The sequence below is a fragment of the Acidovorax sp. GW821-FHT10E03 genome, from assembly GCF_059415205.1.
The window spans coordinates 285,419-308,102 of sequence record NZ_JBWKMU010000006.1; the positions used below are offsets into that span (position 1 = coordinate 285,419).

Below are 22,684 nucleotides of genomic sequence, written 5' to 3' on the forward strand. Positions count from 1 at the left end.
TCCGAAATCCGCAGGGCTCAGCGTGCCAGCTGGAGGTGCACGCACCCCCAGGCATCCGCGGGCGCGCGCTGCACCACCTTGAGCTGGCCAGCGCCGGCCAGTTCGAACCAGCCCTGATAGACGCCCTCCAGGAAACCACCCGACCATGGTGCGTGGTCGGGCCCGAACGCAGCGGACACGGGCGACAGGCTGTGGTGGATGTCCAGTTGCGCCACGTCCTGCACCAGGCGGACCCAGCCCCAGTCGATGCGGGTCCACACGGCCGACATGGCCTGCTCCAGCTCCTGCAGGGTGGCGCACGCCGGCAGGGGATGCTCCGCCGCGAACCGTGCCCCCACCCGGAACATCAGCGCGCGCAGGTCTTCCGGCGCGAGTGCGGCGGCAAACTCCGACGCCAGGGCCTGAAAGAACCCCCTCCACTGGACCGTGCACTGCTGCTGGGCCAGGTGTTCGGCGATCTCGGGACTGGAGGGCATGGAAACGATGGAGGACATGGCGCGCACGCGAGCAAGCATCGGGCCGGTGATGGCCCTCGGCGGGGTGGACTAAGGGTTTACCATATGCATCGGTTGATACATGTGGTTTCAAACAGCGTTTGCAGGAATTTTAGGAGCCCTGCCCGCCGAAATGGCACTTGCCGCAGCGAACAGAAGGTCAACTTAGTTCAACTGGCGGTATCTACGTAGAGGGTTGTGGGTGCCACACCACATATCTCGCATCAATTGCTATTGAATCGTTAATTCGATAGTCAGTGACAATTGAAAAGCCCGCATTTGCGACCCGCCGCCACCTGGGCTGCGCTGGAAAAATCCCGAGTGTTTCAGTCTGTAGCCGACCCGATGACCCCGCCACCCAGGCACACCTCCCCGTCGTACAGGACCGCGCTCTGGCCGGGCGTGACCGCCCATTGCGCCTGGGAAAACCGCAGCTGGAAATCCGTGCCCGCCGCGCTGACGACCGAGCAGGCGGCGTCCTGCTGCCGATAGCGGGTCTTGGCGCCGTAGTGGCCGGGAACCGGTGGGTGGCCCGACGTCCAGCTGGCATCCTGGGCCTGCAGGGCGTGGGACAGGAGCCAGGGATGGTCATGCCCTTGCACCACGCGCAGCGTGTTCGTGGCGAGATCCTTGCGGGCGACAAACCAGGGCGCGTGATCGCCGCCGCCGCGCTGCACGCCTTTTTCCTTGATGCCGCCAATGCCCAGCCCCTGGCGCTGGCCCAGCGTGTAGAAGCTCAAGCCCACATGCTTGCCGATGGTGCGCCCCCGGTCGTCCTGGATGGGGCCCGGTGCGTGGCTGATGTAGCGGTTCAGGAACTCGCGGAACGGCCGCTCGCCGATGAAGCAGATGCCGGTGGAGTCCTTCTTCCTGGCGTTGGGCAGCCCGATCTCCTCGGCGATGCGGCGCACCTCGGTCTTGTGCAGCTCGCCCACCGGGAACAGGGTCTTGGACAGCTGGGCCTGGTTCAGGCGGTGCAGGAAGTAGCTCTGGTCCTTGGACGGGTCGAGCCCCTTGAGCAGCTCGAACAGGCCCGAGGCCGGGTTCCGGCGCACCCGCGCGTAATGTCCCGTGGCGATCTTCTCGGCGCCCAGGCGCATGGCGTGGTCCAGGAAGGCCTTGAACTTGATTTCGGCGTTGCACAGCACGTCGGGGTTGGGCGTGCGGCCGGCCTGGTACTCGCGCAGGAACTCGGCGAACACGCGGTCCTTGTAGTCGGCCGCGAAGTTGACGTGCTCGATCTCGATGCCGATCACGTCGGCCACGGCGGCCGCGTCCACGAAGTCGATGTTGGACGAGCAGAACTCGCTGTCGTCGTCGTCTTCCCAGTTCTTCATGAAGATGCCGACCACCTCATGGCCCTGCTGTTTGAGCAGGTGGGCGGTCACGGCGGAGTCCACGCCGCCGGAGAGGCCGACGACGACGCGCTGCTTGGGGGATGCTGTCATCGCACCGATTGTATTTTTTGTAGCGGCAGGGCACGCGCGGGCGCCAGGAACGCCCTGTCCCCCGGCAGGCCATCCGGCGGCCGGGGACAGGGCTGGGCGGAACTACACGAACTTGCCCGTGATGCCGCCGTCCACCACCAGTTCGGTGCCGGTCACATAGGCCGCCGCATCGCTGGCCAGGAAGGCGCAGGCGTGCGCCACGTCCCAGGCGGTGCCCATGCGGCCCATGGGCACCTGGCGGGCGCGCGCGGCGCGGGCCTCGTCGAGGCTGGCGTCCGAGAACATCTTGGCCACCGTGGTCGCGATGCGCGGCGTGTCGATGAGCCCCGGCACCACGGTGTTGGCGCGCACGCCCTGGCCCGCGTACTGCTGCGCCACCAGACGCGTGAAGTGGGTGACCGCCGCCTTGGTGACGCCATACGCCAGGTGCGGGTAGCCCAGGTAGCGCATGCCCGCGATGGACGAGATCACAATGATGGAACCCCGCCCGCGCTCCACCATGCCGGGCAGCACCTGCTGGCAGGCCAGCAGCAGGCTGTTCACGTTCACGCCGTGGATGCGGTCGAAGTCCTCGGCGCTGGTCTCCAGCGGGCCGCCCGTCTTGCCGATGCCCACGTTGTGGTGCAGCACGTCGATGGCGCCGCCGAAGCGTTCGCGCGCCTCGGCGAACAGGCGCTTCACCTCCGCCGCCTCGGCCACATCGCCCACGAAGGTGGCGGCGGTGCCGCCCTCGGCATGGATCAACGCCGTGGTCTCTTCAGCGGAGGCCGCATCGCGGTCGGCCACGCAGACGCTGGCGCCCAGGCGGGCGTAGGTCACGCAGGCAGCGCGGCCAATGCTCCAGCCCGGTCCGGCAGACCCGCCCCCGGCCACGAAGACCACACGGCCCGAGAGGTCCAGCGGCAGGGCGGGTGGATGCGGTACGGCGCTCACGCCGGGCCGCCCTGGCCCGCGCCGCCGACGAAGGGGATCGCATGCTCCACCGTGTCCCAGATGAAGCGGCCCGACGGGCTGTCTTGCTCCTCCACGATGTGCGCCACCAAGCCGGCCGCGCGCGAGATCACGGCAAAGCCGCGCATCACCGCCGTGGGCACGCCGATCTCGCCCAGCAGCGCCGCCACCGCGCCCGTGGCGTTGATGGTGATGGCGCGGCCTGCGACCTCATCGACGGCGCTGGACAGCATCTCCAGCGCGCGGATCTTGTCGCCCTGCAGTTCGGCCTCGGCGCGGCCCATCTCCAGCAGCTTGTAGGCGCGTGGGTCCACGGGCTTGTGCAGGTGGTGGCCAAAGCCGGGCACTGGGGATTTCAGGCCCTTGTAGTGGCGTGCAATGGCCAGCGCTTCGGCTTCGGGGTCCTCAGCCGCCGCGATGCGGTCGAGCAGACTGGAGCAGTTCTCCATGGTGCCCACGAAGGAGCTGCCCACGGCCAGCAGGCCCGCGCTCACGGCGCCCTGCAGGTTCTCGGGCGCGCTCATGTAGATCAGCCGCGTGGCGATCGCACTGGGCGTGAGGCCGTGCTCCATGAGCACGATGAGCACCACGTCGGTGATGCGCAGGTCCACGCCGCGCGGCGCGCGGCCCAGGATCTGCATGAGCATCACCTCGGTGAAGGTCTTCTTCCCCATCAAGTCCTCGACCAGGTTTGCATCGCGGTAATGCAGGCTGGTGAGGGTGTGGGTGCACAGGCGGGTGACGGGGGTCTTGGAAGTGGTGGAGGTCATGTGAATGGTTCCTTCAGGCCGTGGCGGCCAATGCCGCATCGCGCACGGCGGACTTGAGCACCTTGCCCACGGGCGAACGGGGCAGGCTCTCGTGGAAATGGATGTGCTTGGGCGTCTGCACCGGCCCCAGGCGTTCGCGCACGAAGGCGATCAGCTCGGCTTCCGTCGCCTGCGCGCCGGGGCGCAATTGCACGGCGGCCTGCACGGTCTCGCCCCACTTGTCGTCGGGCAGCCCGAACACGGCGCATTCGTGCACCGCGGGGTGCTGGCCCAGCGCGTTCTCCACATCCACGGGGTAGACGTTGAAGCCGCCGGTGATCACCATGTCCTTGAGCCGGTCCTTGAGGTAGAGATAACCGCGTTCGTCGATGAGCCCGCGGTCGCCGGTGTGCAGCCAGCCGTCCACCAGGGTCTCGGCGGTCTTCTCGGGCAGGCGCCAGTAGCCGGTCATCAGCAGGTCGCCACGCGCCACCACCTCGCCCACCTCGCCCGTGGGCAGCAGGCGGCCGTCGGGCGCCATGATGGCCACGTCGCTGAACCAGGTGGTGCGGCCCACGGCCGCCCAGTTGGCCGGGTCCTCGAAGTCCCCGGGCTGCATCACGGTGAGGATCTGCGGCGCCTCGGTCTGGCCGTAGGTGGTGCCCAGCACGGGGCCGAAGAAATCGCGCACCTGGCGGATCTTCTCGGGCGGCATGGGCGCACCGCCGTAGATCAGCCGGCGCAGGCGCGGAAAGTCCGCGCGCGACACGCCCGGCAGCGCCATCAGCATATAGACCAGTGTGGGCGGCATGAAGCACACCGTGCCGCCGCGCTCGCGGAAGGCCGTGCGCACCGCCTCGGCGCCCGCGCCGCCCAGCACCACGTGGCAGCCGCCCTGCGCCAGGATGGGCAGCAGGTAGGTGGAGGTACCGTGCGTGATGGGCGCGGCCACGATGTAGCGCTCGTGCTCGTCGAAGCCCCAGGCGTGGATCTGGTTAGTGATGTTGGCCATCCACGCGCGGTAGGGCTGCATCACGCCCTTGGGCGCGCCCGTAGTGCCGCCCGTGAACTTGATGGCCTGGGTGGCGTCGTCCGGCAAGTCGATCACCGGGCGCTGCGCGCCCGCATGCACGGCGGCCAGGTCGGCAAGCCCTGCGGTCGGCACGCGGGCACCGGGTGCCCCTTCGACCAGATCGGCACAGGCCGTGTCGAGCACCAGGATGGAGGGCTCGGTCGCGTCGATGATGCGGCGGATTTCGGGTCGGGTGCTCTTGGGGTTGAGCGGCACCCAGACCTTGCCGCAGGCCAGCACCGCCAGCAGCGCAGCGATGTGGTCGGCGCTGTTGCCCGCGCAGATGCCCACGCGGCTTTGGGGTGTGGGGTCGATGGCGGTGAAGCCCGCCGCCAGCGCTGCCACGCGGGCGGCCAGCGCGTCGTAGCGGATGGCGCCCTCGGGCGCGTCGATGGCGATGCGGTCGGGCCAGCGCTGGGCGGCGCGCCAGAAGAAGTCGATGGGGAACATAGGGGCGGCAGGGGAGGTTGCGGGAGGTTGCGTATTACTCGGCCGATGCGCCCGATTCCTTGACGACCTCGCGCCAGCGCTTGATCTCGGCGGCGGCAAAGCCGCGCATCTTGTCGGGCGTGCCCCCATCGGGCGTGGCGGCCAGCTCCTGCAGGCGGTTGCGCACCTCGGGCTGGGCCAGCACCTTGTTGAGGGCCGCATTGACCTGCTCGACCACGGCGCGCGGCGTGCCCGCCGGTGCGGCCAGACCAAACCACGACTGCACGTCGAAGCCCGCATAGCCCGACTCGGCCAGCGTGGGCACATCCGGCAGCAAGGGCGAGCGCTGGGCGCTGGTGATGGCAATGGCGCGCAGCTTGCCCGCCTGCACATGCGGCAGCGCCGAGGGCGTGTTGTCGAACATCGAATCCACCTGGCCGCCCAGCAAGTCGGTGACGGCAGGCGCGCTGCCCCGGTAAGGCACGTGCAGCATCTTGAGCTTGGACTGCATCTTGAACATCTCGCCCGAGAGATGGATGGACGAGCCGCTGCCCGAGGACGCGAAGGTGATGCCGTCCTTGGACTCCTTGGCGTAGCGCACGTAGTCGGCCAGGTTCTTGATGGGCAGCCTGGGGTTGACCACCAGGATGTTCGGAATCCTGGCGATCATGCCGATGGGCTCGAAGTCCTTGACCGGGTCGTAGCCGAGCTTGGGGTACAGCGTGGCGTTGATGGTGTTGGCGATGGTGTAGACGTACAGCGTGTAGCCGTCGGCCGGCGAGCGCGCCACGGCCTCGGCGCCCACGTTGCTGTTGGCGCCCGCGCGGTTGTCCACCAACACGGGCTGGCCCAGCTGGTCGCCGAGCCTGGCGCCCACCAGGCGCGCGATCACATCGGTGGCGCCGCCAGCCGCATAGCCCACGACGAGCTTCACGGGCTTGGCGGGCCAGCCCGTGGCGCTGGCGGTCTGGGCCTGCAGGGGCAGGGCGGCGGTGCAGGCGATGGCGGCGGCCAGGGCCAGCAGGCGCCGGCGCGGAGCCGTGTAGGGCGTGGCAGAGGGAGTGGTATGCGAGGTCATGTCTTGTCTCCTGGTGTGTCTGAAAATCCGTCTGGGCGCCCCGGCGGCGTGGCTCTGCGGCACACTGCGCGCTGGTTGCATCGACGGACAAATTCTTTCCCATGCCCTCCCGACCTGCGAATCGAAACGTCCGTCTGCCGGACGTTCCACCCCCGCCCGAAGCCCCCGACGACCCCGGCAGCCGCACGCTGCGCCGGGGCCTGCAGGTGCTGGACGCCGTGCTGGCCCAGGGTCGCGACGGCGCGCGCGTGGTCGACCTGTGCCGCGCGGCGGGGCTGGAGCGCGCCACCGTCTACCGCCTGCTGGCCACGCTGCTGGAGAGCGGCTATGTGGCGCAGCGCGGGCGCTTTCGCTACGTGGCGGGCCCGCGCCTTGCGGCCATGGCCGAGCCCGCGGGCCAGCCCAACATGGCCATGCGCCTGGCGCCCGTGCTGGAGCGCGTGAGCCGCGCCTGCGGCGATGCGGCCTTCGCCATCGTGCGCGAGGGGCCCACTTCGCACTGCATCGCCCGCCACGTGGGCACGCACCCGGTGCAGATCCTCGTGATCCAGGTGGGCACGCGCCAGCCGCTGGGCGTGGGCGCGGCGGGCCTGGCGCTGCTGGCCGCATTGCCCGATGCCGAGATGCAGGCCGCCATCGCCGCCAACGCGCAGGCGCTGCCGCGCTACGGCGGCATGACGCCCGAGCGCCTGGCCATCCTGGTGCGCGCCACGCGCGAGCGCGGCTGGTCGGTGGTGGGCAACCACGCCACCCAGGGCGTGCTGGCCGCCGGCATGGCCGTGCGCAACGCGGCCGGCGAGCCCGTGGCCGCGATCAGCGTGGCATCCACCGTGGACCGCATGCCGCGCGAGCGCCAGCAGCTCATCGCGCGCTGGATGCGCGAGGCGCTGGCGGCGCTGCTGCCGGGCGGGGTGTGAGCGGCCGGGCGCCAGATACTATCAAAACAGTAGCTGTCAGCGCTTATGGATAAAGCGCTACAAGCCTATTTCGACCAAAACCCCGGTCGCGGCGGAATGTGCGAACATCCGCCCCATCACGCGCCGTGATGGCCGCGGCCCCGAGGACCCCGATGGAACTGAGACAACTGCGCTACTTCGTGCGCGTGGTGGAGCGCGGCTCCATGAGCCGCGCCGCGCTGGACCTGGACGTGGTGCAGTCCGCGCTGAGCCAGCAGATCACCCGGCTGGAGGGCGAGCTGGCCACGCGCCTGCTGCACCGCACGCCGCGCGGCGTGGCGCCCACCGAGGCGGGGCTGGCCTTCTTCCGCGAGGCGCAGCTCACCCTGCGCCATGCCGACCAGGCCGTGCGCGCCGCGCAGCAGGCGCGGCTGTCGGGCACCGTCACCGTGGGCCTGGCGCCCACCACGTCGAGCGTGCTGGGCCTGCCGCTGATACAGGCCATGCGCGCGCGCTACCCCGACGTGCGGCTGCACATGGTCGAGAGCATGTCGGGCCACCTCACGGCCATGCTCAACGCGCGCGAGCTGGACCTGGCCGTGCTGTTCGACACCCGCCTGCACCAGGCGCGCCAGGCCAGCGGCGCGCGCCGCTGGGAGATGGCGCCTTTGCTCGAGGAAGACCTGTTCCTCATCTGCGCGCGCAGCGGCCCCGGCAACCCCGGCGGCCGGCAGCTGCCCGAGACCCTGACGGTGGCCGAACTGGTCCATGAACCCCTGATCCTGCCCACCGGCCCGCACGGCCTGCGCAGCACGCTGGACACCGCCTTCGCGCGCGACCGCGTGGCGCCGCACGTGGTGCTGGAGGTGGACTCGCTCGCCATGGTGATGGCCGCCGTGGACGCGGGCCTGGGCTCCACCGTGCAGCCCTGGGCCGCCATGGGCCGCTACCCGGATGCCGCCCTGCGCTTCCAGTGCGCGCGCCTGACCGACGCGCCCGCGCGCCGCGTCAACCTGCTGTGCAGCCTGCCCGATGAAGAGCTCTCGCCCGCCGCGCTGGCCACGCGCGTGGTGGTGGCCGACTGCGTGCGCCAACTCGTGGCCACCGGCCAGTGGTTCGGAACGACATGGATCGGTGGCGAGGGCGCGCCCGCCTGAACCTGCCACGCGCTGCCATCTCGATCCGTGATACCCCCATGACCTGAGCCTGCTGCACGGAGGGCCCACGTCTCCCTACAGTCGCCGTCACCACGATGAACGACACGGCGACCTCGCCAGGAGACACCCCATGGGCCCCAAAACCCCTTCTTCATTCCCCCACGCACAGCGCATGGCCTGGAGCCACCGGCCATGAGCGGCGACGCTGTGGTTGATGTGCTCGTCATCGGCGGCGGCAACGCCGCCCTGTGCGCCGCCCTGATGGCGCGCGAGGCCGGCGCCAGCGTGCTGTTGCTCGAATCGGCCCCACGCGCCTGGCGCGGTGGCAACTCTGCCCACACCCGCAACCTGCGCTGCATGCACGACGCGCCGCAGGACGTGCTGGTCGGCGCCTACCCCGAAGAAGAGTTCTGGCAAGACCTGCTCAAGGTGACGGGCGGCCTCACCAACGAACACCTGGCGCGCCTGGTGATCCGCGAGTCGAGCACCTGCCGGCCCTGGATGCGCCGCCACGGCGTGCACTTTCAGCCCGCGTTGGCCGGCACGCTGCACGTGGCGCGCACCAACGCGTTCTTCATGGGCGGGGGCAAGGCGCTGGTCAATGCCTACTACCGCAGCGCCGAGGCGCTGGGCGTGCGGGTGCGCTACGAAGCCCCGGTGGAGCGCCTGGACATCGACAACGGCCGCTTCGTCGCGGCGCACCTGGCCGGCGGCGAGCGCATCACGGCCAAGAGCTGCGTGCTCGCGGCGGGCGGGTTCGAGTCCAATCGCGAATGGCTGCGCGAGGCCTGGGGCCAGAACGAACGCGGCGAGTGGCCGTCGGACAACTTCCTCATCCGCGGCACGGCCTACAACCGGGGCGTGCTGCTGCGCCACCTGCTCGACGACCACGGCGCCGACCGCATCGGCGACCCCACGCAGGCGCACATGGTGGCCATCGACGCGCGCGCGCCGCTGTACGACGGCGGCATCTGCACGCGCATCGACTGCGTGTCGCTGGGCGTGGTGGTCAACCGCGATGGCGAGCGTTTCTACGACGAGGGCGAGGACTTCTGGCCCAAGCGATACGCGATCTGGGGCCGCCTGGTGGCGCAGCAGCCGGGGCAGATCGGCTACTCGGTCATCGACAGCCAGGCCATCGGCCGCTTCATGCCGCCCGTGTTCCCGGGCGTGAAGGCCGACACCCTGCCCGAGCTGGCGCAACAACTCGGCCTGCCCGTGGACCGCTTCATGCGCACGCTGGACAGCTACAACGCCGCCTGCCGCGTGGGCACCTTCGACCACACCACGCTGGACGACTGCCACACCGAGGGCATCGCGCCCGCCAAGACCCACTGGGCGCGGCCCATCGCCACCGGCCCGTTCTACGGCTACGCGCTCAGGCCCGGCGTGACCTTCACCTACCTGGGCCTGCGCACCGACGACACCGCCGCCGTGCGCTTTGGCGACGTGCCGAGCCCCAACCTGTTCGTGGCCGGCGAAATGATGGCCGGCAACGTGCTGGGCAAGGGCTACACGGCCGGGGTGGGCATGAGCATCGGCACGGCCTTCGGCCGCATCGCGGGCGCACAGGCCGCTTTGGCATCCAAACAGGCTCCAGCGCTTATCCACAAAGCGCCAGCAGCTATGAAAACAGGAGTTAGTGATGCAAACGCTTGAAGCCCTGACGCGCGACGCCCGGGCGCTGGCGAACGGCAACATCGTGCTGTCGGCCCCCGAAACCGAAGTGGCCCGTCAGCTGCAGATCTGCAACGCCTGCCGCTACTGCGAGGGCTTTTGCGCCGTCTTCCCCGCCATGACGCGGCGGCTGGAGTTTGGCAAGGCCGACATCCACTTCATTGCCAACCTGTGCCACAACTGCGGTGCCTGCCTGCACGCCTGCCAATACGCGCCGCCGCATGAATTTGCGGTGAACGTACCGCAGGCCATGGCCCAGGTGCGGGGGCAGACCTACACCGACTACGCCTGGCCCCTGGCGCTCGGTGCGCTCTACCAGCGCAACGGGCTGACCCTGGCACTGGCCCTGGTGGCAGGCCTCACGCTGTTCATGGTGCTGGCCGTAGCGCTGCATGGCCAGGGCCTGGGTGCGCTGTGGCAGTCGCCCGTGGGCGGCTTCTACGGCATCTTTCCGCACAACCTGCTGGTGGGCCTGTTCGCGCCGGTGTTCCTGTTCGCCACGCTGGCGCTGGGCCTGGGCGTGCGCCGCTTCTGGCGCGACGTGACGCCCGCCACCAGCGGCGCGCCGCTGAGCGCGCCCGCCACGGTCGAGGCCGCCGACGCGGTGCTCCGCCTCAAATACCTGGACGGCGGCCATGGCGACGGCTGCCACAACGAGGACGATGCCTACACCCTGTCGCGCCGGCGGTTTCACCACCTCACGTTCTACGGCTTCATGCTGTGCTTTGCCGCCACCAGCGTCGCCACGCTGTACCACTACCTGCTGGGCGCGCCCGCACCGTACGACCTGCCCAGCCTGCCCAAGCTGCTGGGCGGCGTGGGCGGCATCAGCCTGGCCATCGGCACGGCGGGCCTGTGGCGCTTGAACCTGCGCCGTCACCCACAGCATGGCGACGCCGCGCAAAAGCCCATGGACCGCGCCTTCATCGCGCTGCTGTTCCTCACCGCCACCAGCGGCCTGCTGCTCTGGGCCGCGCGCGGCACGCCCGCCCTGCCGCTGCTGCTGTGCCTGCACCTGGGCGCGGTGATGGCGCTGTTCGCCACCCTGCCCTACGGCAAGTTCGCGCACGGCATTTTCCGCACCGCATCGCTGCTGCGCCATGCGGTGGAAAAGCGCCAGCCCAACCCCATCGGGCTGGGCGCTGATTGATTCACTGACACCACACAACCCACGATGAAGGAGACCCCATGACCCCCAAACGAACCCTGCTGCAATGCGCCCTGGCGCTGGCAATCCTGCCCCTGGCCTTCGGCGCCGCCGCGCAAGACTTTCCGCCCAAGAAGCCCGTCACCCTGGTCGTGGGCTTTGCCGCGGGCGGCGCGGCCGATGCGGCCGCCCGCCTGATCGCCAAGAAGCTCTCCGAGAACATCGGCCAGTCGGTGGTGGTGGACAACAAGGGCGGGGCGGGCGGCAACATCGCGCACCAGTTCGTGGCCAATGCGGCGCCGGACGGCACGGTGCTGCTGCTGGGCTCGGTGGGACCGCTCACCATCGCGCCGCACCTGATGAAGCTCACCTATGACCCGTTCAAGGACCTGGCGGCGGTGTCGGGGGGTGTGAACTTTCCGAACGTGCTGGTGGTGCACAAGGCTGCGGGCGCGAAGACGCTCGCAGAATTCGTGCAGCTGTCCAGGAAGAAGCCCGGCAGCGTGGACTTCGCCTCCACGGGCGCGGGCTCGGCATCCCACCTGGCGGGCGAATTGTTCAACCAGCGCGCGGGCATCGACATGACCCATGTGCCCTACAAGGGCGGGGCACCCGCCTTGCAGGATTTGCTGGGCGAACGCGTCACCTCGTACTTTGCCGCGCCCCCCACCGCGCTGCCGCATGTCGAAACGGGCAAGCTGATCCCGCTGGCCACCACGGGCCTCACGCGGCCGGCCTATCTGCCCAATATCCCCACCGTGGCGGAATCGGGCTTTCCCGGCTTCGAGGCGCTCAACTGGTACGCCTTCGTGGCGCCGGGCAAAACGCCGGTGCCGCTGCTGGAACGCTGGAACCAGGAGATCGTGAAGGTGCTGAACGACGCGGGCGTGAAAGAGGCGCTCAACAAGCATGGCCTCACGCCCCAGCCCACCACGCGCGCCGAGCTCACGGCCTTCATGAAGAAGGAATCGACCCAGTGGGCCACCATCATCAAGGAGCGCAAGCTCACGGCGGAGTAGAGGGGGGAAGAATCACTCCCTTGAGGCACTGTACGGCGTCCCGTGGGCACGCCGGTGAAGAGGATGCGGCAGTCCCGGGCCTCAGGGCCGCGCCGTGTCCGGCATCTGCAGCACGCTGGGGTCGGTATGGATCAAGTCCAGCGGAAAGCGCTGCCCGGCCAGGTAGTCCTGGATGCACTGCAGCACCAGTGGCGTGCGGTGGCGGTCGGCGCAGGACCTGATCTCGTCCAGCGTCATCCAGACCGAACGCACGATGCCCGCGTCCAGCGGGCGCCACGCATGGTGCGTGCCCAGGGTGCCGGCGAACGCAAAGCGCATGTAGGTGATGTCGTCGCCCGTGCGCGTCTTGGTGAACCGGTTCATGTACACCCCCACGAGCGCCGTGGGCACGAAATCATGGGCCGTCTCTTCCAGCACCTCGCGCGCGCAGGCCTGGATGGGCGATTCGCCCGGGTCCAGGTGGCCGGCGGGGTTGTTGAGCTTGAGACCGTCGGTCGTCTCTTCCTCGACCAGCAAAAAACGGCCATCGCGCTCGATGAGGGCGGCCACGGTGACGTTGGGTTTCCAGCGGTGGGGCATGGCGCGCATTATGACCACGGGCCATGACGCGCGCTGCCGCGGCCGGCATCGCCCTTCGCAGCGCCGTCCCGCGCTCAGCGCTGCGGGGCCGGTGCGGGCCGCAGCACCAGCCACAGCGCCAGCGCGATCAGCACGCCGCCGGCGGCGTGCGCCAGCGTGGCCACCTCGCCCAGCACCAGCCAGCCCCAGGCCACGCCGAACAGCGGGATCAAGAAGGTCACGGTGAGCGCCTTGACGGGCCCCACGTCGGCGATGAGCCGGAAATACAGCACGTAGGCGGCCGAGGTGCACAGCAGGCCCAGCGCCAGCATCGCGCCCCAGACGGCGGGGCCGGCCGCGAGCCAGGTGGCCACCGGCTGGTGCGCCGCCTCCCACAGGGCGAACGGCGCCAGCGCGAGCACGGCCCCCCACTGGCTGCCCAGCGCCACCAGGCGGCTGTCGAGCCCGCCGCGCTGCGTGATCCAGCGCCGCGTGAGAAAGCCCGCCAGGCCGTAGCAGGCCGTGGCCACCAGGCAGGCGGCGATGCCGCCCAGCACCGGCGCGCTGAGCGCCACCGGCCCCGCCTGCGCGAGCACCGCCACGCCCGCCATGCCCAGCAGCACGCCGCCCACGCGGGCGGGCGTGAGGCGCTCGCCGAATGCCAGCGCACCGATCACCACGCCCATGAGCGGCGTGGTGGCATTGAGGATGGCGCTGTAGCCCGCTGGCAGCACGCGCGCGGCCAGCGCGAACATCAGGAACGGTATGCCCGAATTGATGGCGCCCAGCACCAGCGCGGCGCCCAGCTTGCCCCCGAACGCGGGCCGCAGCCGCACCACCGCCAGCAGCGCGAGCAGCCCCGCCGCGCCCAGCACCACGCGGCCGAACGCGGTGGGCACCGCCCCCCACACCGGCGCGGCGATGCGCATGAAGAGAAAGCTGCCGCCCCACAGGGCGGCCAGGGCGAAAAGACGGAGCAGGCTGGGGAGGTTCATGCCCGGCATCTTCGGGGCATGGTGCCGTGGCGGCAAACCATTTATCCTGCACACCCGTTTAGCCACGCTATACAAGCACCATGCGCCTGCCGCCCCTGATCGCCATCCGCTTCTTCGAGGCCACGGCCCGCCACGCCAGCGTGCGGCGCGCGGCCGAGGAGCTGCATGTCACGCCCGGCGCCGTCTCGCAGCAGGTGCGCAAGCTCGAGGAGTTCCTCGGCTGCGCGCTGTTCGAGCGCCAGCCGCGCGGCCTGGCGCTCACGGCGGCCGGGCGCGACTACCAGGTGGCCTGTGCCGAGGGCCTGGCCCTGATCGGGCATGCCACCTCGCGCATCGCGTCGACGAACCGGCGGCACGTGGTGCTGGTGAGCTGCACGCCGGGCTTCGCCGTGCAGTGGCTGGTGCCGCGCCTGCATGGCTTCCTGCAGCAGCATCCGGACATGGACGTGCACGTGGGCACGACCAACCGCGCGGTGGACCTCGCGGCCGAAGGCGTGCACTTTGCCGTGCGCCATGGGCAGGGTGCATACACCGGCCTGCGGTCCGAGGTGCTGGTGGCCGACGACCTGGTGCCCGTGTGCAGCCCGCGCCTGCTCGCGCCGCGCCGGTCGGCGCGCGTGGCCGACATCAACAGCGCCCGGCTGCTGCACGACGAGCACCGTGGCGACTGGCGCCTGTGGTGCGAGGCGCATGGCGTGGCGGGCGTGGATTGCGACGGCGGCGTGGTGTTCGCGCATTCCAACGCCGCCATCGAGGCCGCCGTGGCCGGGCGGGGTTTTGCGCTGGCAAGGCGTGCGCTCGTGCAGCAGGAGCTGGCCGCGCGCGCGCTGGTCTGCGTGCACTGCAAGCCCCTTCCGGCGCCGCTGGCCTACCACCTGGTGTACCGGCCCGAAGCCCTGATCGACCCCGCGCTGCGCCGCTTTCGCGACTGGGTCATGGCGCAGGGGAGCGCCGGTCAGGGAGCGAGTGCACGCACCATGTAGACCGCGCCGTCTCCATAGCTCGCCAGCCGTTCGCGCTGCGCCGCATCGGCCAGGGGTTGCACGGCATAGCCTTGCCGCTCCCAGTACGCCTGCGAGCCCTGCACCGACACCAGCGCTGTGTGCCGCAGGCCCTGGCCCCGCGCCCCTTCCCACATCGGCTGCAGCAGCGCGCGGGCCAGGCCCTGGCCCGCGCAGCCGGGCAGCACGGCCATGTCGTGCAGGTAGAGCGTATCGGGCTGCGGCACGGCCTCGAAGCCGCCATGCAGTGGCGTCACCTTGCCCATCACCGACCGGTAGGCCGCCAGATAGGCGCACACCACGCCCGCGCGCTCCAGCACCAGCGAGCAGTTGGCCGGGCTGGCCAGGCGGGCCGCGAAGACCTCGCCGCTCTCCACGAAGCCCGCGCCATAGCAGGCCAGCTGCACCGCGAGCAGGCCGGGCAGGTCGGCGACGGCCAGGGGGCGCACCCTCGTCATCGGATCATCGGAAGGGGCCACCACGCCAGGGCCCGGATGTGTTCCATTCAATGCGGCAACACCGGCGGCTGCACGAAGTCGTCGAGCGACAGGCCCTTTTCCCTGAGCAGGGCTTCCAGCACCGGCTGCAGCCGGCCCAGGCTTTCCTGCACGGCCTCGCGCACAGTGTCCACCACCACCTGGGTGCTGCGCTCGATCTCGATGTTGAGCGGGTCGCCCACCTTCTTGTGTTCAAACACCGTCGCACGGCGCGTTTCGGGAATCATCCAGATCTCGAACCAGCCCTCCTGCCGGTTCACCTCGGCCACCGTGAGGCTCGCGCCGTGGATGGCGATGTAGCCCTTGGCAAAGATGTAGCGGCGAAACGCCTCGGGCACGGCCACGCGCCACACCAGGTTGTTGTCGAACTCGCGGCGCTCGATGAGCGTGCCGGTGAAGTCCACATGGCCCGACAGCGGGTGGCCGCCGATCTCGGCGCCGTCCTTGGCCGCGCGTTCCACGTTCACGCGGTCGCCCTGCTGGTAGCCGCCCAGCGTGGTGATGTTCAGGCTCTGCAGCATCACGTCGAAGCTGGCCTGCGTGGGCGAGAGGATTTCCGTCACCGTGAGGCACACGCCGTCGGTGGACACGCTGGCGCCGATGGCGAGGTCCTGGCAGAAGCCTTCCGGGAAGTCGAGCGTGAAGGTGCGCAGGCCTGCGCGATCGTGGATGGCGGCAATGCCTGCCGTGGCTTGGACGATGCCTGTGAACATGGCGCGGTTTCCGGGTAGGTGGCAGAGGGGAGGGCCTTCAATTTTGCCACCCGGCCCCGCGCGCCGGGGCGGCGCGGTCCCGCCGCGCCTACGGGCTGTGCGCCAGCGGGGGCGCACGCCGCGCGTGGCCCACCAGGCAGCCGACAAAGTCCATGAGCGTGGCCGAGACACGCTCGCGGTGCCAGACCACGGTGATGGGCCCGAAGCGGATGCTGGAGTCGATGGCGATCTTCCTGAACAGCCCCAGCGACGCCATGTAGTCGGCCATGGATTCCGAACACACGCCCACATAGTCGCCCTTGTGCAACAGCGCCTGCATCATGGCCAGCGACGCCGTCTCGGCCTTCGGCACCAGCCATGAGGCCTCCTGCGCGATCAGGTAGGCATCCATCTGGATGCGCGTCAGCGTGCCGCTGGGCGGCATGACCCAGTTTTCGTGCAGCACGTCCGCGAAGCCCAGCCCCGCGCTGCGCGACCAGTACTTGCTGCCGTGCCCGATGACGACGGCCACCTGGTCGTCAAACAGGACCTGGTGGTCCAGCCCCGGCCGGTGGGCCCGCGCATCGAGCACGCCGATCACGGCATCGAGCGCGCCCGTCTCCAGCCCCTTGAGCAGATGGTCGAACGGCCCGTCGTGGATCGACACGGCCACATCGGCATGGTCCTGCTGAAAGGCGCTCACGGCCTCGGGCAGGCCGCCGGCGATACCCGCCCAGACACTGCCCACGTTCAGGCGCGGCACGCGTCCCTCGGCCATGGCGTGCATCTCCCGGCCCGTGCGGGCAATGTCGCCCAGCACGTTGATGGCCAGCCGCTTGAGCAGGTGCCCGGCGGGCGTGAGCTGCACCTTGCGCCCACGCACCACGAGCGCCGAGCCCACCACGCCCTCCATCTCGGCCAGCCAGTGCGACATGGCCGACTGCGTCATGTGCAGCCGCGCCGCCGCCAGCGTGAGCGTGCCCGCCTCGTCCAGCACCAGGAACGACTCCAGGTGCCGGACCTTGATGCGCCGCGCCCAGGACGTGCCTTCCGAACGATCAATCATGAACAAATCCTCATGGCCCCATTCTGCCTTTTCACTAGGCAATCAGCAGTATTCGTCATGACAATGTGCTCATCTTTTCTGTAACTTCCCCGTCGAGGTCACCGTGTTCAACACAATCAACAACGTCTCCAGGCTACTGATGGGCGTCGCTGCCGCAGCCGCCACGGCCACCGCCGCGCATGCGCAAGGCGCCTACCCAAACCGTCCCGTGCGCCTGGTGGTCTCGCAGGCGGCGGGCGGCAGCTCCGACACGATCGCGCGCCTGTGGGCAGAACATGCCGGCAAGGCCCTGGGCGGCACCATCGTGGTGGAAAACAAGCCCGGCGCAGGGGGGCTCATTGCCGCACAGAACGCGCTGAGCGCCCCCGCCGACGGCTACACCCTGCTGTACGGCAGCGTGTCGCTCATGGTGCTCAACCAGTTCACCTACAAACCCCTGCCCTACAACCCCGAGAAGGATTTCACGGGCGTGGCCATGCTGACCACCGTGCCGATCGTGCTGTCGGCCAATCCCGCCACGGGCATCAAGACGCTGAAAGACCTGACGGAGAAGGCCAAGGCGGCCCCCGGCAAGCTCAATTTCGCGTCCGCCGGACTGGGCAATTCCACCCACCTCGCCGTGGAACTGGTGAATGAAGCGCTGGGCATTTCGATGACCCACATCCCCTACAAGGGCGAAGCCGACGGCGTCATGGCCACCATGGGCGGGCAGACCGAACTGATGGGCGTGGTGTATGGCACAGCGTTGCCGCACATCAAGGCCAAGAAACTCAATGCGCTGGCCGTGCTGTCCCCCCAGCGCGCACCCGAGCTGCCCGATGTGCCCACCCTGGGCGAGCTGGGCGTGAAGGGTTTTGACTCCCTGGGATGGAGCGCCGTGGTGGCGCGCGCCGGCACGCCGGCCGACATCGTGGACAAGCTCAACAAGGCCACGGAAAGCTTCCACAAGAGCCCCGAAGTGCAGGCCAAGCTCAAGACCATGGGCGTGATCGCCGTGTCCGGGCCTGCGTCGCTGGTCATGGAAACCACGGTGCGCGACGCCAAGGCCTGGGGCCCCACGCTCGAAAAGCTGAACCTCAGCGCCAAGTAAGCCCGCGCCCCGCAAGCCCCTCTCTCTCAATCCACCCCGTGCCGTGTCACTGATGCCGCACGGGGTTCGCCCTTGAATGCTATGAAAAAAGAAGCCATGGTGGTCTGCCCGCAGCCCGAGGCCGCCGAATCCGGTATCGACATCCTGCGCGCCGGCGGCAATGCCGTGGATGCGGCGGTCGCCTGCGCCCTGGCCCAGACGGTGGTCGATCCGCTGATGTGCGGCATTGCGGGCTTTGGCACGGCCGCCGTGTACCTGCCCGGCGCCCGGGTGCATGAGTATTTCGACTTCCACTCGCCCGCGCCGCTGGCAGCCCGGGAGAACATGTGGGAGCACCTGCTCGAAGGCGAGACCAAGGACGGCTTCGGCTTCATCTTGACAGGCCGCGTCAACGACATCGGCCCCCAGTCGATTGGCACACCCGCCACGCTCAAGGGCCTGGAAGCCATGCACCAGGCGCACGGCCGCCTGCCGTGGAAGCAGGTGGTGGAGCCCGCGATCCGCTGGGCCTCGGACGGTTTCTTTGTGCGCCCCGGCATGCACGCCTTCTGGATCGACGAGCCCGCCATGGGCCGCGTCGGCAACCTGGAGCGGCTGCAGTACTGCGAGGACAGCCGCCAACTCTACTGCCGCCCCGATGGCCGCCCCAAGCCCATCGGCACGCCGCTGCGGAACGTTGGCATGGCCAGCGTGCTGCGCCAGATCGCCGAAGAGGGCTCGCAGCCGTTCTACCGGGGCGATCTGGCCCAGAAGATGATCGCGCACCTGCAGTCGCTGGGCGCGTTGATCACGCTCGAGGACCTGGCCCGGTACGAGGTCACGCGCAACCCGCCGCTGGTGGGCAGCTACCGCGACCGCACCGTCACCACCAACCAGCCTCCGGGCGGCGGCGCCATGCTGCTGGAGATGCTCAACATCCTGGAGCACTTCGAGCTGCGCGGCATGGAGCACAACAGCCCCGAATACCTCCGGCTGGTGTGCGAGGCGATGAAGAAGGCGACGGCCGACAAGGACCGCTGCATCGGCGATCCGAAATTCTTCGACGTGCCGCTCGACAAGCTCCTGTCCAAGGACATGGCCCGCGAGGCGGCCGAACAGATCCGCGCGGGCCAGCGCTTCAGCGTGGAGCGCGTGAACCCCGGCGCGCCCGTGCCACGCGACACCACGCACCTGAGCGTGGTCGATGCGGACGGCAACGCCGTGTCGATGACGCACTCGCTGGCCATGCCCTCGGGCATCATCACGCCGGGCATGGGCTTCCTGTACAACGGCTGCATGGGCGTGTTCGACCCGCGCCCGGGCCGTGCGGGCAGCATCCAGCCGGGCAAGAGCCGCTTCACGTCGTCCTGCCCCACCATGACGTTCAAGGACGGCGGGCTGGACATCGTGCTGGGCGCACCGGGTGGAACGCAGATCGCCATGGGCGTGCTGCAGGTGCTGCTCAACGTGATCGACCACGGCATGGAGATGCAGGCCGCCGTGTCGGCGCCGCGGTTTTCGTCCACCAGCAACGCCATCGACGTGTGCAACCGCATCCCGCGTCACACCACGCGCGCGCTCGAAGCCCAGGGCTACGCGGTCGGCCGCAACCCCTACAACTACACCATTGGCTGGGTGCACGGCGTGCAGGTGCAGCCCGACGGCCTGCACGGCGGCGCCGACCCCGGGCGCGATGGCGTGGCGTACAAGCTGCGCATGGACGCGGCGCACTGAGCGCCAGCGGGCGGGCAGGCGGGCCCGCGGCGAAGCCGCGTCACTCGCTCCTCTTTGGATAGCTGGTGGCGATTCATCGATCAGCGCCACCCGCCTCTCCGGCCCCCTGTCCGCGCGCCCGGCCCCTGATCGGCCGCGCAACGTAACGCAGCGCAGGGCGGGGTGCGCGGGCCGGGGCGCCAAGGCATCATCGGCCCGCTCCCGGCATGCGCCGACCGGCTTGCCCCTACCTGGCCCGCAGCAGTTCGCCCACTTCCAGCAGCACCAGCTCGTTGTCATCGGCCTTGTTCGGCTCGCGGCTGCTGCTGAAGGGCAGGTTGTTGTCGTTGCCCACGACGATGTGCGTGCCGTCCACCACGTCCACGTTCTCGATGGTGAAGAACGGGAAGGTGAGCACGCCGTTGTTCAGCGGCTTCCGGGCCAGGCGCTGCGGGTCCTGGATGTTCATCAGGTCGATGTAGCCCACCTTGCGGATCTCGCCGCCCACGTTGGCGTCGCTCATCTCAACCTTGTAGACGCGCTTGAACTTGGCCAGGTCGTGGAAGCAGTCGGTGCGCTTGTGGCCTTCCGGGCAGGCCTTGTCGGCTGTGCCTTCGCCGTTGTCGCGTTCGATGATCAAACCCGTGGTGCTGTCGATCATGTTGAAGTCGCCGATCGCGTGGTGGTTGGCCTCCAGCACGTACTTCCAGTGGCGGCCCGTCCACTGCTCGCTCTTCACATCGAACTCCAGCACGCGCAGGTACTGCCTGCCGCCCACGTTCTCATACGCCTTGGCCTCCTCGTTCCACAGCGCGCCTTCCAGCAGCGCATAGAGCTTGCTGCCGTCCCTGGACGCGGCCATGCCTTCGTAGCCCTTGGAACGCTTGACCTCGAACGGCGTGGGCTTGGCGTCCGGCGCGCCGGGCATCAGCACGCCGGGGGCGTCGGGCGAGCGCACCACCTTGCCGTCCACCTTGGTCTCGAACACACCCAGCACCTTGCCGTTCAGGTCGGCCTTGATGAGGGAGGGACCGAACTCGTCGCCGATCCACAGCGCGCCGCCCGCGAACTGGAAGCTCTCGGGGTCGAAGTCGGCACCGGTCAGGTAGCGCTGTTCCGTGCCTTCGTGCGTGATGCGAAACGGCACCTTCTTGTCCGGGTCGTGCAGGAACACGGTCTTGATCCGGTTGAACTGGCCGCTCTTGAAGTCCACGGCGTAGTGGTTGAGGTAGAGCATGAAATCCGGCGAATTGGCCTTGGCGCCCGCGCCGTTGTCGGTGAGGATCCAGAACGAGCCGTCGGCCATGCGCTTGATGCCCGAATGGCCCTGGATGGGCTGGCCCCTGAAGGGCACGGACACGCCGGTGTCGCGCCCGCCCGACTGGCCCATCACGGTGCCCACGGCCTCCACGCGGCGCGGGGTAGTGAACTTGCCGCTGGCCTGCAGGTCCTGCGGGGCGTCCTTGGGCGCGGCGATCAGCGTGAAGGCCGGCAGCACGGCGTGGCCCGCCAGCGTGGCGGGGTAGGCCTGCTGGGCGTGGGAAGGAACCAGGGCAGCGCAGGCCAAGGTGGCGCCAGCAGCAATGCGTGAGAGGTGAAACATGCGTCGACTTTGAAGAAACAAAAGGCGGACGATGCCGGGGCGGTGTGACAGGGAAGTGACGGAGGGCACACGCGCGTTCTTTTCTACGCACCGGAAAACCTGGACACCCCCCTTGCCGTGCGGGCGGGTGGCCCGACGCGGCCAAAAATCCAATATGATGGACAAAATCCCATTTGATGGAAATCCAATGCCCCTCTCCGCCGAGGACATCAGCGCCAGGATTGGCCGCCGCATCCATGGGCTGCGTGCGTCGCGCAACGACAGCCTCGACAGCCTGGCCGCCCGTTCCGGCGTGAGCCGCTCGATGATCTCCGTGATCGAACGGGGCCAGACCAACCCGACGGCGGTGGTGCTCGACCGCCTGGCATCGGCGCTGGGCGTGTCGCTGGGCGAACTGTTCGGCGAGGCGCCGCCCACCCCGGCGCGGGCCGCTCCGCTGGTGCGGCATGGCGACCAGGTGGAGTGGGTGGACCCGCAGTCCGGCTATGTGAGAAAGCAGGTGTCGCCCCCCGCGTGGCCCTCGCCGCTGCAGCTGGCGGAGGTGCGGTTTCCCGCCGGCGCGCGCGTGGCCTACGAGGGCGGCCGGCTGGACGGCTCGCTGCACCAGCAGGTGTGGGTGCTCAAAGGCCGCATGGAGATCTCGCAGGGAGACACGCTCCATGTGCTGCGCAAGGGCGACTGCCTGGCCGTGCGGCTCACGGAGCCCCTGGTCTTTTCCAATCCCGCCGACCAGGAGGCCCACTACCTGGTCGCTCTCTGCGATGTGGCCGCCCACGGCCACCGCTGACCGGATTCCCGCCACTTTGTCCATCTCCGCCACCATGAACTCCACCACCACGCCCTCTCCCGACGTCCATCTCATCGACTGCACCGAGCCAGCGCATGCCAGCGCCATTCTGGACATCCTCAACGATGCCATCGTGACCTCCACGGCGCTGTATGACTATGTGCCCCGCCCGCCGTCGGCCATGGCCAGCTGGTTCGCCGCCAAGCGGGCCGGCGGATTCCCGGTGCTGGGGGCCGCCGATGCCCAGGGCAGGCTGCTGGGCTTTGCCTCGTGGGGCACATTCCGCGCGTTTCCGGCCTACAAGTACACGGTCGAGCACAGTGTCTATGTCCACAAGGACTGCCGGGGCCGCGGACTGGGCGCCTGGCTGATGCGGGCCTTGATTGAGCGGGCGAAGGCCGCCGACATCCACGCCATCGTGGGGTGCATCGACGCGGCGAACGCAGGCAGCATCCGGCTGCACCAGCAGCTGGGGTTCGTGCACACGGGCACGATGCCCCAGGTGGGTTTCAAGTTTGGGCGGTGGCTGGATGCGGCGTTCTACCAGCTCACGCTGGACACCCCCCGCACCCCCATCGACGGCTGA

The 22,684-nt window shown here is 69.4% G+C and carries 22 protein-coding genes; 10 read left to right on the forward strand and 12 right to left on the reverse strand.

Annotation, left to right across the window (positions count from 1 at the left end):
- Window positions 1-17 precede the first annotated feature (17 nt).
- The 6 genes from bcsD to AC07OD_RS12915 all read right to left on the reverse strand — a co-directional run bounded on the left by bcsD (window position 18) and on the right by AC07OD_RS12915 (window position 6,221).
- Window positions 18-494 carry a cellulose biosynthesis protein BcsD gene (gene bcsD, locus AC07OD_RS12890; RefSeq protein WP_255590973.1) on the reverse strand — a complete coding sequence of 159 codons (477 nt, stop codon included), beginning with the start codon at window positions 492-494 and terminating at the stop codon, window positions 18-20.
- Between the two features lie 326 nt (window positions 495-820).
- A complete protein-coding gene (mnmA, locus tag AC07OD_RS12895; protein ID WP_218339404.1) occupies window positions 821-1,942 on the reverse strand; it encodes a tRNA 2-thiouridine(34) synthase MnmA in 1,122 nt (373 codons plus the stop codon).
- 102 nt (window positions 1,943-2,044) lie between these two features.
- The gene (locus tag AC07OD_RS12900) at window positions 2,045-2,875 is read right to left on the reverse strand and encodes an SDR family NAD(P)-dependent oxidoreductase (protein WP_494596971.1); all 831 of its coding nucleotides are present in this window, start codon (window positions 2,873-2,875) and stop codon (window positions 2,045-2,047) included.
- On the reverse strand, window positions 2,872-3,663 hold the full coding sequence (locus AC07OD_RS12905; RefSeq protein ID WP_218339402.1) for a citryl-CoA lyase: 792 nt from the start codon (window positions 3,661-3,663) through the stop codon (window positions 2,872-2,874). The genes AC07OD_RS12900 and AC07OD_RS12905 overlap by 4 nt, the downstream gene beginning before the upstream one ends.
- A gap of 13 nt (window positions 3,664-3,676) precedes the next feature.
- Window positions 3,677-5,164 (reverse strand): class I adenylate-forming enzyme family protein, encoded by a 1,488-nt coding sequence (locus AC07OD_RS12910; protein ID WP_218339401.1) that lies wholly within the window; start codon window positions 5,162-5,164, stop codon window positions 3,677-3,679.
- Between the two features lie 34 nt (window positions 5,165-5,198).
- Window positions 5,199-6,221, reverse strand: coding sequence for a tripartite tricarboxylate transporter substrate binding protein (locus AC07OD_RS12915; RefSeq protein ID WP_218339400.1), 1,023 nt, complete (start codon window positions 6,219-6,221; stop codon window positions 5,199-5,201).
- A gap of 101 nt (window positions 6,222-6,322) precedes the next feature.
- On the opposite strand from AC07OD_RS12915, the gene AC07OD_RS12920 reads away from it, so the two are divergent.
- The 5 genes from AC07OD_RS12920 to AC07OD_RS12940 all read left to right on the forward strand — a co-directional run bounded on the left by AC07OD_RS12920 (window position 6,323) and on the right by AC07OD_RS12940 (window position 12,117).
- Window positions 6,323-7,138 carry an IclR family transcriptional regulator gene (locus AC07OD_RS12920; RefSeq protein ID WP_218297081.1) on the forward strand — a complete coding sequence of 272 codons (816 nt, stop codon included), beginning with the start codon at window positions 6,323-6,325 and terminating at the stop codon, window positions 7,136-7,138.
- A gap of 152 nt (window positions 7,139-7,290) precedes the next feature.
- Window positions 7,291-8,274, forward strand: coding sequence for a LysR family transcriptional regulator (locus AC07OD_RS12925; RefSeq protein WP_494596974.1), 984 nt, complete (start codon window positions 7,291-7,293; stop codon window positions 8,272-8,274).
- Between the two features lie 192 nt (window positions 8,275-8,466).
- A complete protein-coding gene (gene tcuA, locus AC07OD_RS12930) occupies window positions 8,467-9,933 on the forward strand; it encodes an FAD-dependent tricarballylate dehydrogenase TcuA (RefSeq protein ID WP_218339399.1) in 1,467 nt (488 codons plus the stop codon).
- Window positions 9,920-11,101 (forward strand): tricarballylate utilization 4Fe-4S protein TcuB, encoded by a 1,182-nt coding sequence (gene tcuB, locus AC07OD_RS12935; protein ID WP_494596976.1) that lies wholly within the window; start codon window positions 9,920-9,922, stop codon window positions 11,099-11,101. Before tcuA ends, tcuB begins: the two co-directional genes overlap by 14 nt.
- A gap of 38 nt (window positions 11,102-11,139) precedes the next feature.
- Complete coding sequence (locus AC07OD_RS12940; RefSeq protein ID WP_218339397.1) at window positions 11,140-12,117, forward strand: Bug family tripartite tricarboxylate transporter substrate binding protein; 978 nt, start codon at window positions 11,140-11,142, stop codon at window positions 12,115-12,117.
- Between the two features lie 81 nt (window positions 12,118-12,198).
- Here the strand turns inward: AC07OD_RS12940 and AC07OD_RS12945 are convergent, their stop codons facing one another.
- Together AC07OD_RS12945 and AC07OD_RS12950 are read right to left on the reverse strand one after the other, a co-directional pair.
- Entirely contained in the window at window positions 12,199-12,696 is a 498-nt protein-coding gene (locus AC07OD_RS12945; protein WP_218339396.1) for an NUDIX hydrolase, read from the reverse strand.
- 74 nt (window positions 12,697-12,770) lie between these two features.
- Window positions 12,771-13,670: a DMT family transporter gene (locus AC07OD_RS12950; RefSeq protein WP_218297075.1), complete on the reverse strand. Its 900-nt coding sequence runs from the start codon at window positions 13,668-13,670 to the stop codon at window positions 12,771-12,773.
- Window positions 13,671-13,750: 80 nt separating this feature from the next.
- On the opposite strand from AC07OD_RS12950, the gene gcvA reads away from it, so the two are divergent.
- On the forward strand, window positions 13,751-14,653 hold the full coding sequence (gene gcvA, locus AC07OD_RS12955; protein WP_218339395.1) for a transcriptional regulator GcvA: 903 nt from the start codon (window positions 13,751-13,753) through the stop codon (window positions 14,651-14,653).
- On the opposite strand, the gene AC07OD_RS12960 is transcribed toward gcvA, so the two are convergent.
- The 3 genes from AC07OD_RS12960 to AC07OD_RS12970 all read right to left on the reverse strand — a co-directional run bounded on the left by AC07OD_RS12960 (window position 14,626) and on the right by AC07OD_RS12970 (window position 16,926).
- Window positions 14,626-15,129: a GNAT family N-acetyltransferase gene (locus tag AC07OD_RS12960; RefSeq protein WP_218339394.1), complete on the reverse strand. Its 504-nt coding sequence runs from the start codon at window positions 15,127-15,129 to the stop codon at window positions 14,626-14,628. The genes gcvA and AC07OD_RS12960 overlap by 28 nt on opposite strands.
- A gap of 47 nt (window positions 15,130-15,176) precedes the next feature.
- Complete coding sequence (locus AC07OD_RS12965; protein WP_218297073.1) at window positions 15,177-15,881, reverse strand: riboflavin synthase subunit alpha; 705 nt, start codon at window positions 15,879-15,881, stop codon at window positions 15,177-15,179.
- Window positions 15,882-15,969: 88 nt separating this feature from the next.
- On the reverse strand, window positions 15,970-16,926 hold the full coding sequence (locus AC07OD_RS12970) for a LysR family transcriptional regulator (RefSeq protein WP_218297072.1): 957 nt from the start codon (window positions 16,924-16,926) through the stop codon (window positions 15,970-15,972).
- Window positions 16,927-17,065: 139 nt separating this feature from the next.
- Between AC07OD_RS12970 and AC07OD_RS12975 the strand changes: the two genes are divergently transcribed.
- A complete protein-coding gene (locus tag AC07OD_RS12975; RefSeq protein ID WP_218297213.1) occupies window positions 17,066-18,016 on the forward strand; it encodes a Bug family tripartite tricarboxylate transporter substrate binding protein in 951 nt (316 codons plus the stop codon).
- Window positions 18,017-18,097: 81 nt separating this feature from the next.
- Window positions 18,098-19,729, forward strand: coding sequence for a gamma-glutamyltransferase (gene ggt / locus AC07OD_RS12980; RefSeq protein WP_218339393.1), 1,632 nt, complete (start codon window positions 18,098-18,100; stop codon window positions 19,727-19,729).
- A gap of 226 nt (window positions 19,730-19,955) precedes the next feature.
- Here the strand turns inward: ggt and AC07OD_RS12985 are convergent, their stop codons facing one another.
- Complete coding sequence (locus tag AC07OD_RS12985; RefSeq protein ID WP_218339392.1) at window positions 19,956-21,311, reverse strand: esterase-like activity of phytase family protein; 1,356 nt, start codon at window positions 21,309-21,311, stop codon at window positions 19,956-19,958.
- Between the two features lie 187 nt (window positions 21,312-21,498).
- Here AC07OD_RS12985 and AC07OD_RS12990 point away from each other — a divergent pair, with 187 nt between their 5' ends.
- Window positions 21,499-22,098, forward strand: coding sequence for a helix-turn-helix domain-containing protein (locus AC07OD_RS12990; RefSeq protein WP_218339391.1), 600 nt, complete (start codon window positions 21,499-21,501; stop codon window positions 22,096-22,098).
- Window positions 22,099-22,132: 34 nt separating this feature from the next.
- Complete coding sequence (locus AC07OD_RS12995) at window positions 22,133-22,684, forward strand: GNAT family N-acetyltransferase (protein WP_218297068.1); 552 nt, start codon at window positions 22,133-22,135, stop codon at window positions 22,682-22,684.

Excerpts from the sequence above, each read along its gene's own strand:
- AC07OD_RS12905 (WP_218339402.1), bottom strand. The coding sequence starts at position 3,663 with ATGACCTCCACCACTTCCAAGACCCCCGTCACCCGCCTGTGCACCCAC.
- AC07OD_RS12975 (WP_218297213.1), top strand. The coding sequence starts at position 17,066 with ATGGGCGTCGCTGCCGCAGCCGCCACGGCCACCGCCGCGCATGCGCAA.
- AC07OD_RS12970 (WP_218297072.1), bottom strand. The coding sequence starts at position 16,926 with ATGATTGATCGTTCGGAAGGCACGTCCTGGGCGCGGCGCATCAAGGTC.
- gcvA (WP_218339395.1), top strand. The coding sequence starts at position 13,751 with ATGCGCCTGCCGCCCCTGATCGCCATCCGCTTCTTCGAGGCCACGGCC.
- AC07OD_RS12945 (WP_218339396.1), bottom strand. The coding sequence starts at position 12,696 with ATGCCCCACCGCTGGAAACCCAACGTCACCGTGGCCGCCCTCATCGAG.
- AC07OD_RS12910 (WP_218339401.1), bottom strand. The coding sequence starts at position 5,164 with ATGTTCCCCATCGACTTCTTCTGGCGCGCCGCCCAGCGCTGGCCCGAC.
- AC07OD_RS12950 (WP_218297075.1), bottom strand. The coding sequence starts at position 13,670 with ATGAACCTCCCCAGCCTGCTCCGTCTTTTCGCCCTGGCCGCCCTGTGG.
- AC07OD_RS12915 (WP_218339400.1), bottom strand. The coding sequence starts at position 6,221 with ATGACCTCGCATACCACTCCCTCTGCCACGCCCTACACGGCTCCGCGC.
- ggt (WP_218339393.1), top strand. The coding sequence starts at position 18,098 with ATGAAAAAAGAAGCCATGGTGGTCTGCCCGCAGCCCGAGGCCGCCGAA.
- bcsD (WP_255590973.1), bottom strand. The coding sequence starts at position 494 with ATGTCCTCCATCGTTTCCATGCCCTCCAGTCCCGAGATCGCCGAACAC.
- AC07OD_RS12985 (WP_218339392.1), bottom strand. The coding sequence starts at position 21,311 with ATGTTTCACCTCTCACGCATTGCTGCTGGCGCCACCTTGGCCTGCGCT.
- AC07OD_RS12920 (WP_218297081.1), top strand. The coding sequence starts at position 6,323 with ATGCCCTCCCGACCTGCGAATCGAAACGTCCGTCTGCCGGACGTTCCA.
- mnmA (WP_218339404.1), bottom strand. The coding sequence starts at position 1,942 with ATGACAGCATCCCCCAAGCAGCGCGTCGTCGTCGGCCTCTCCGGCGGC.
- AC07OD_RS12965 (WP_218297073.1), bottom strand. The coding sequence starts at position 15,881 with ATGTTCACAGGCATCGTCCAAGCCACGGCAGGCATTGCCGCCATCCAC.
- AC07OD_RS12925 (WP_494596974.1), top strand. The coding sequence starts at position 7,291 with ATGGAACTGAGACAACTGCGCTACTTCGTGCGCGTGGTGGAGCGCGGC.
- tcuA (WP_218339399.1), top strand. The coding sequence starts at position 8,467 with ATGAGCGGCGACGCTGTGGTTGATGTGCTCGTCATCGGCGGCGGCAAC.
- AC07OD_RS12940 (WP_218339397.1), top strand. The coding sequence starts at position 11,140 with ATGACCCCCAAACGAACCCTGCTGCAATGCGCCCTGGCGCTGGCAATC.
- AC07OD_RS12995 (WP_218297068.1), top strand. The coding sequence starts at position 22,133 with ATGAACTCCACCACCACGCCCTCTCCCGACGTCCATCTCATCGACTGC.
- tcuB (WP_494596976.1), top strand. The coding sequence starts at position 9,920 with ATGCAAACGCTTGAAGCCCTGACGCGCGACGCCCGGGCGCTGGCGAAC.
- AC07OD_RS12990 (WP_218339391.1), top strand. The coding sequence starts at position 21,499 with ATGCCCCTCTCCGCCGAGGACATCAGCGCCAGGATTGGCCGCCGCATC.
- AC07OD_RS12960 (WP_218339394.1), bottom strand. The coding sequence starts at position 15,129 with ATGACGAGGGTGCGCCCCCTGGCCGTCGCCGACCTGCCCGGCCTGCTC.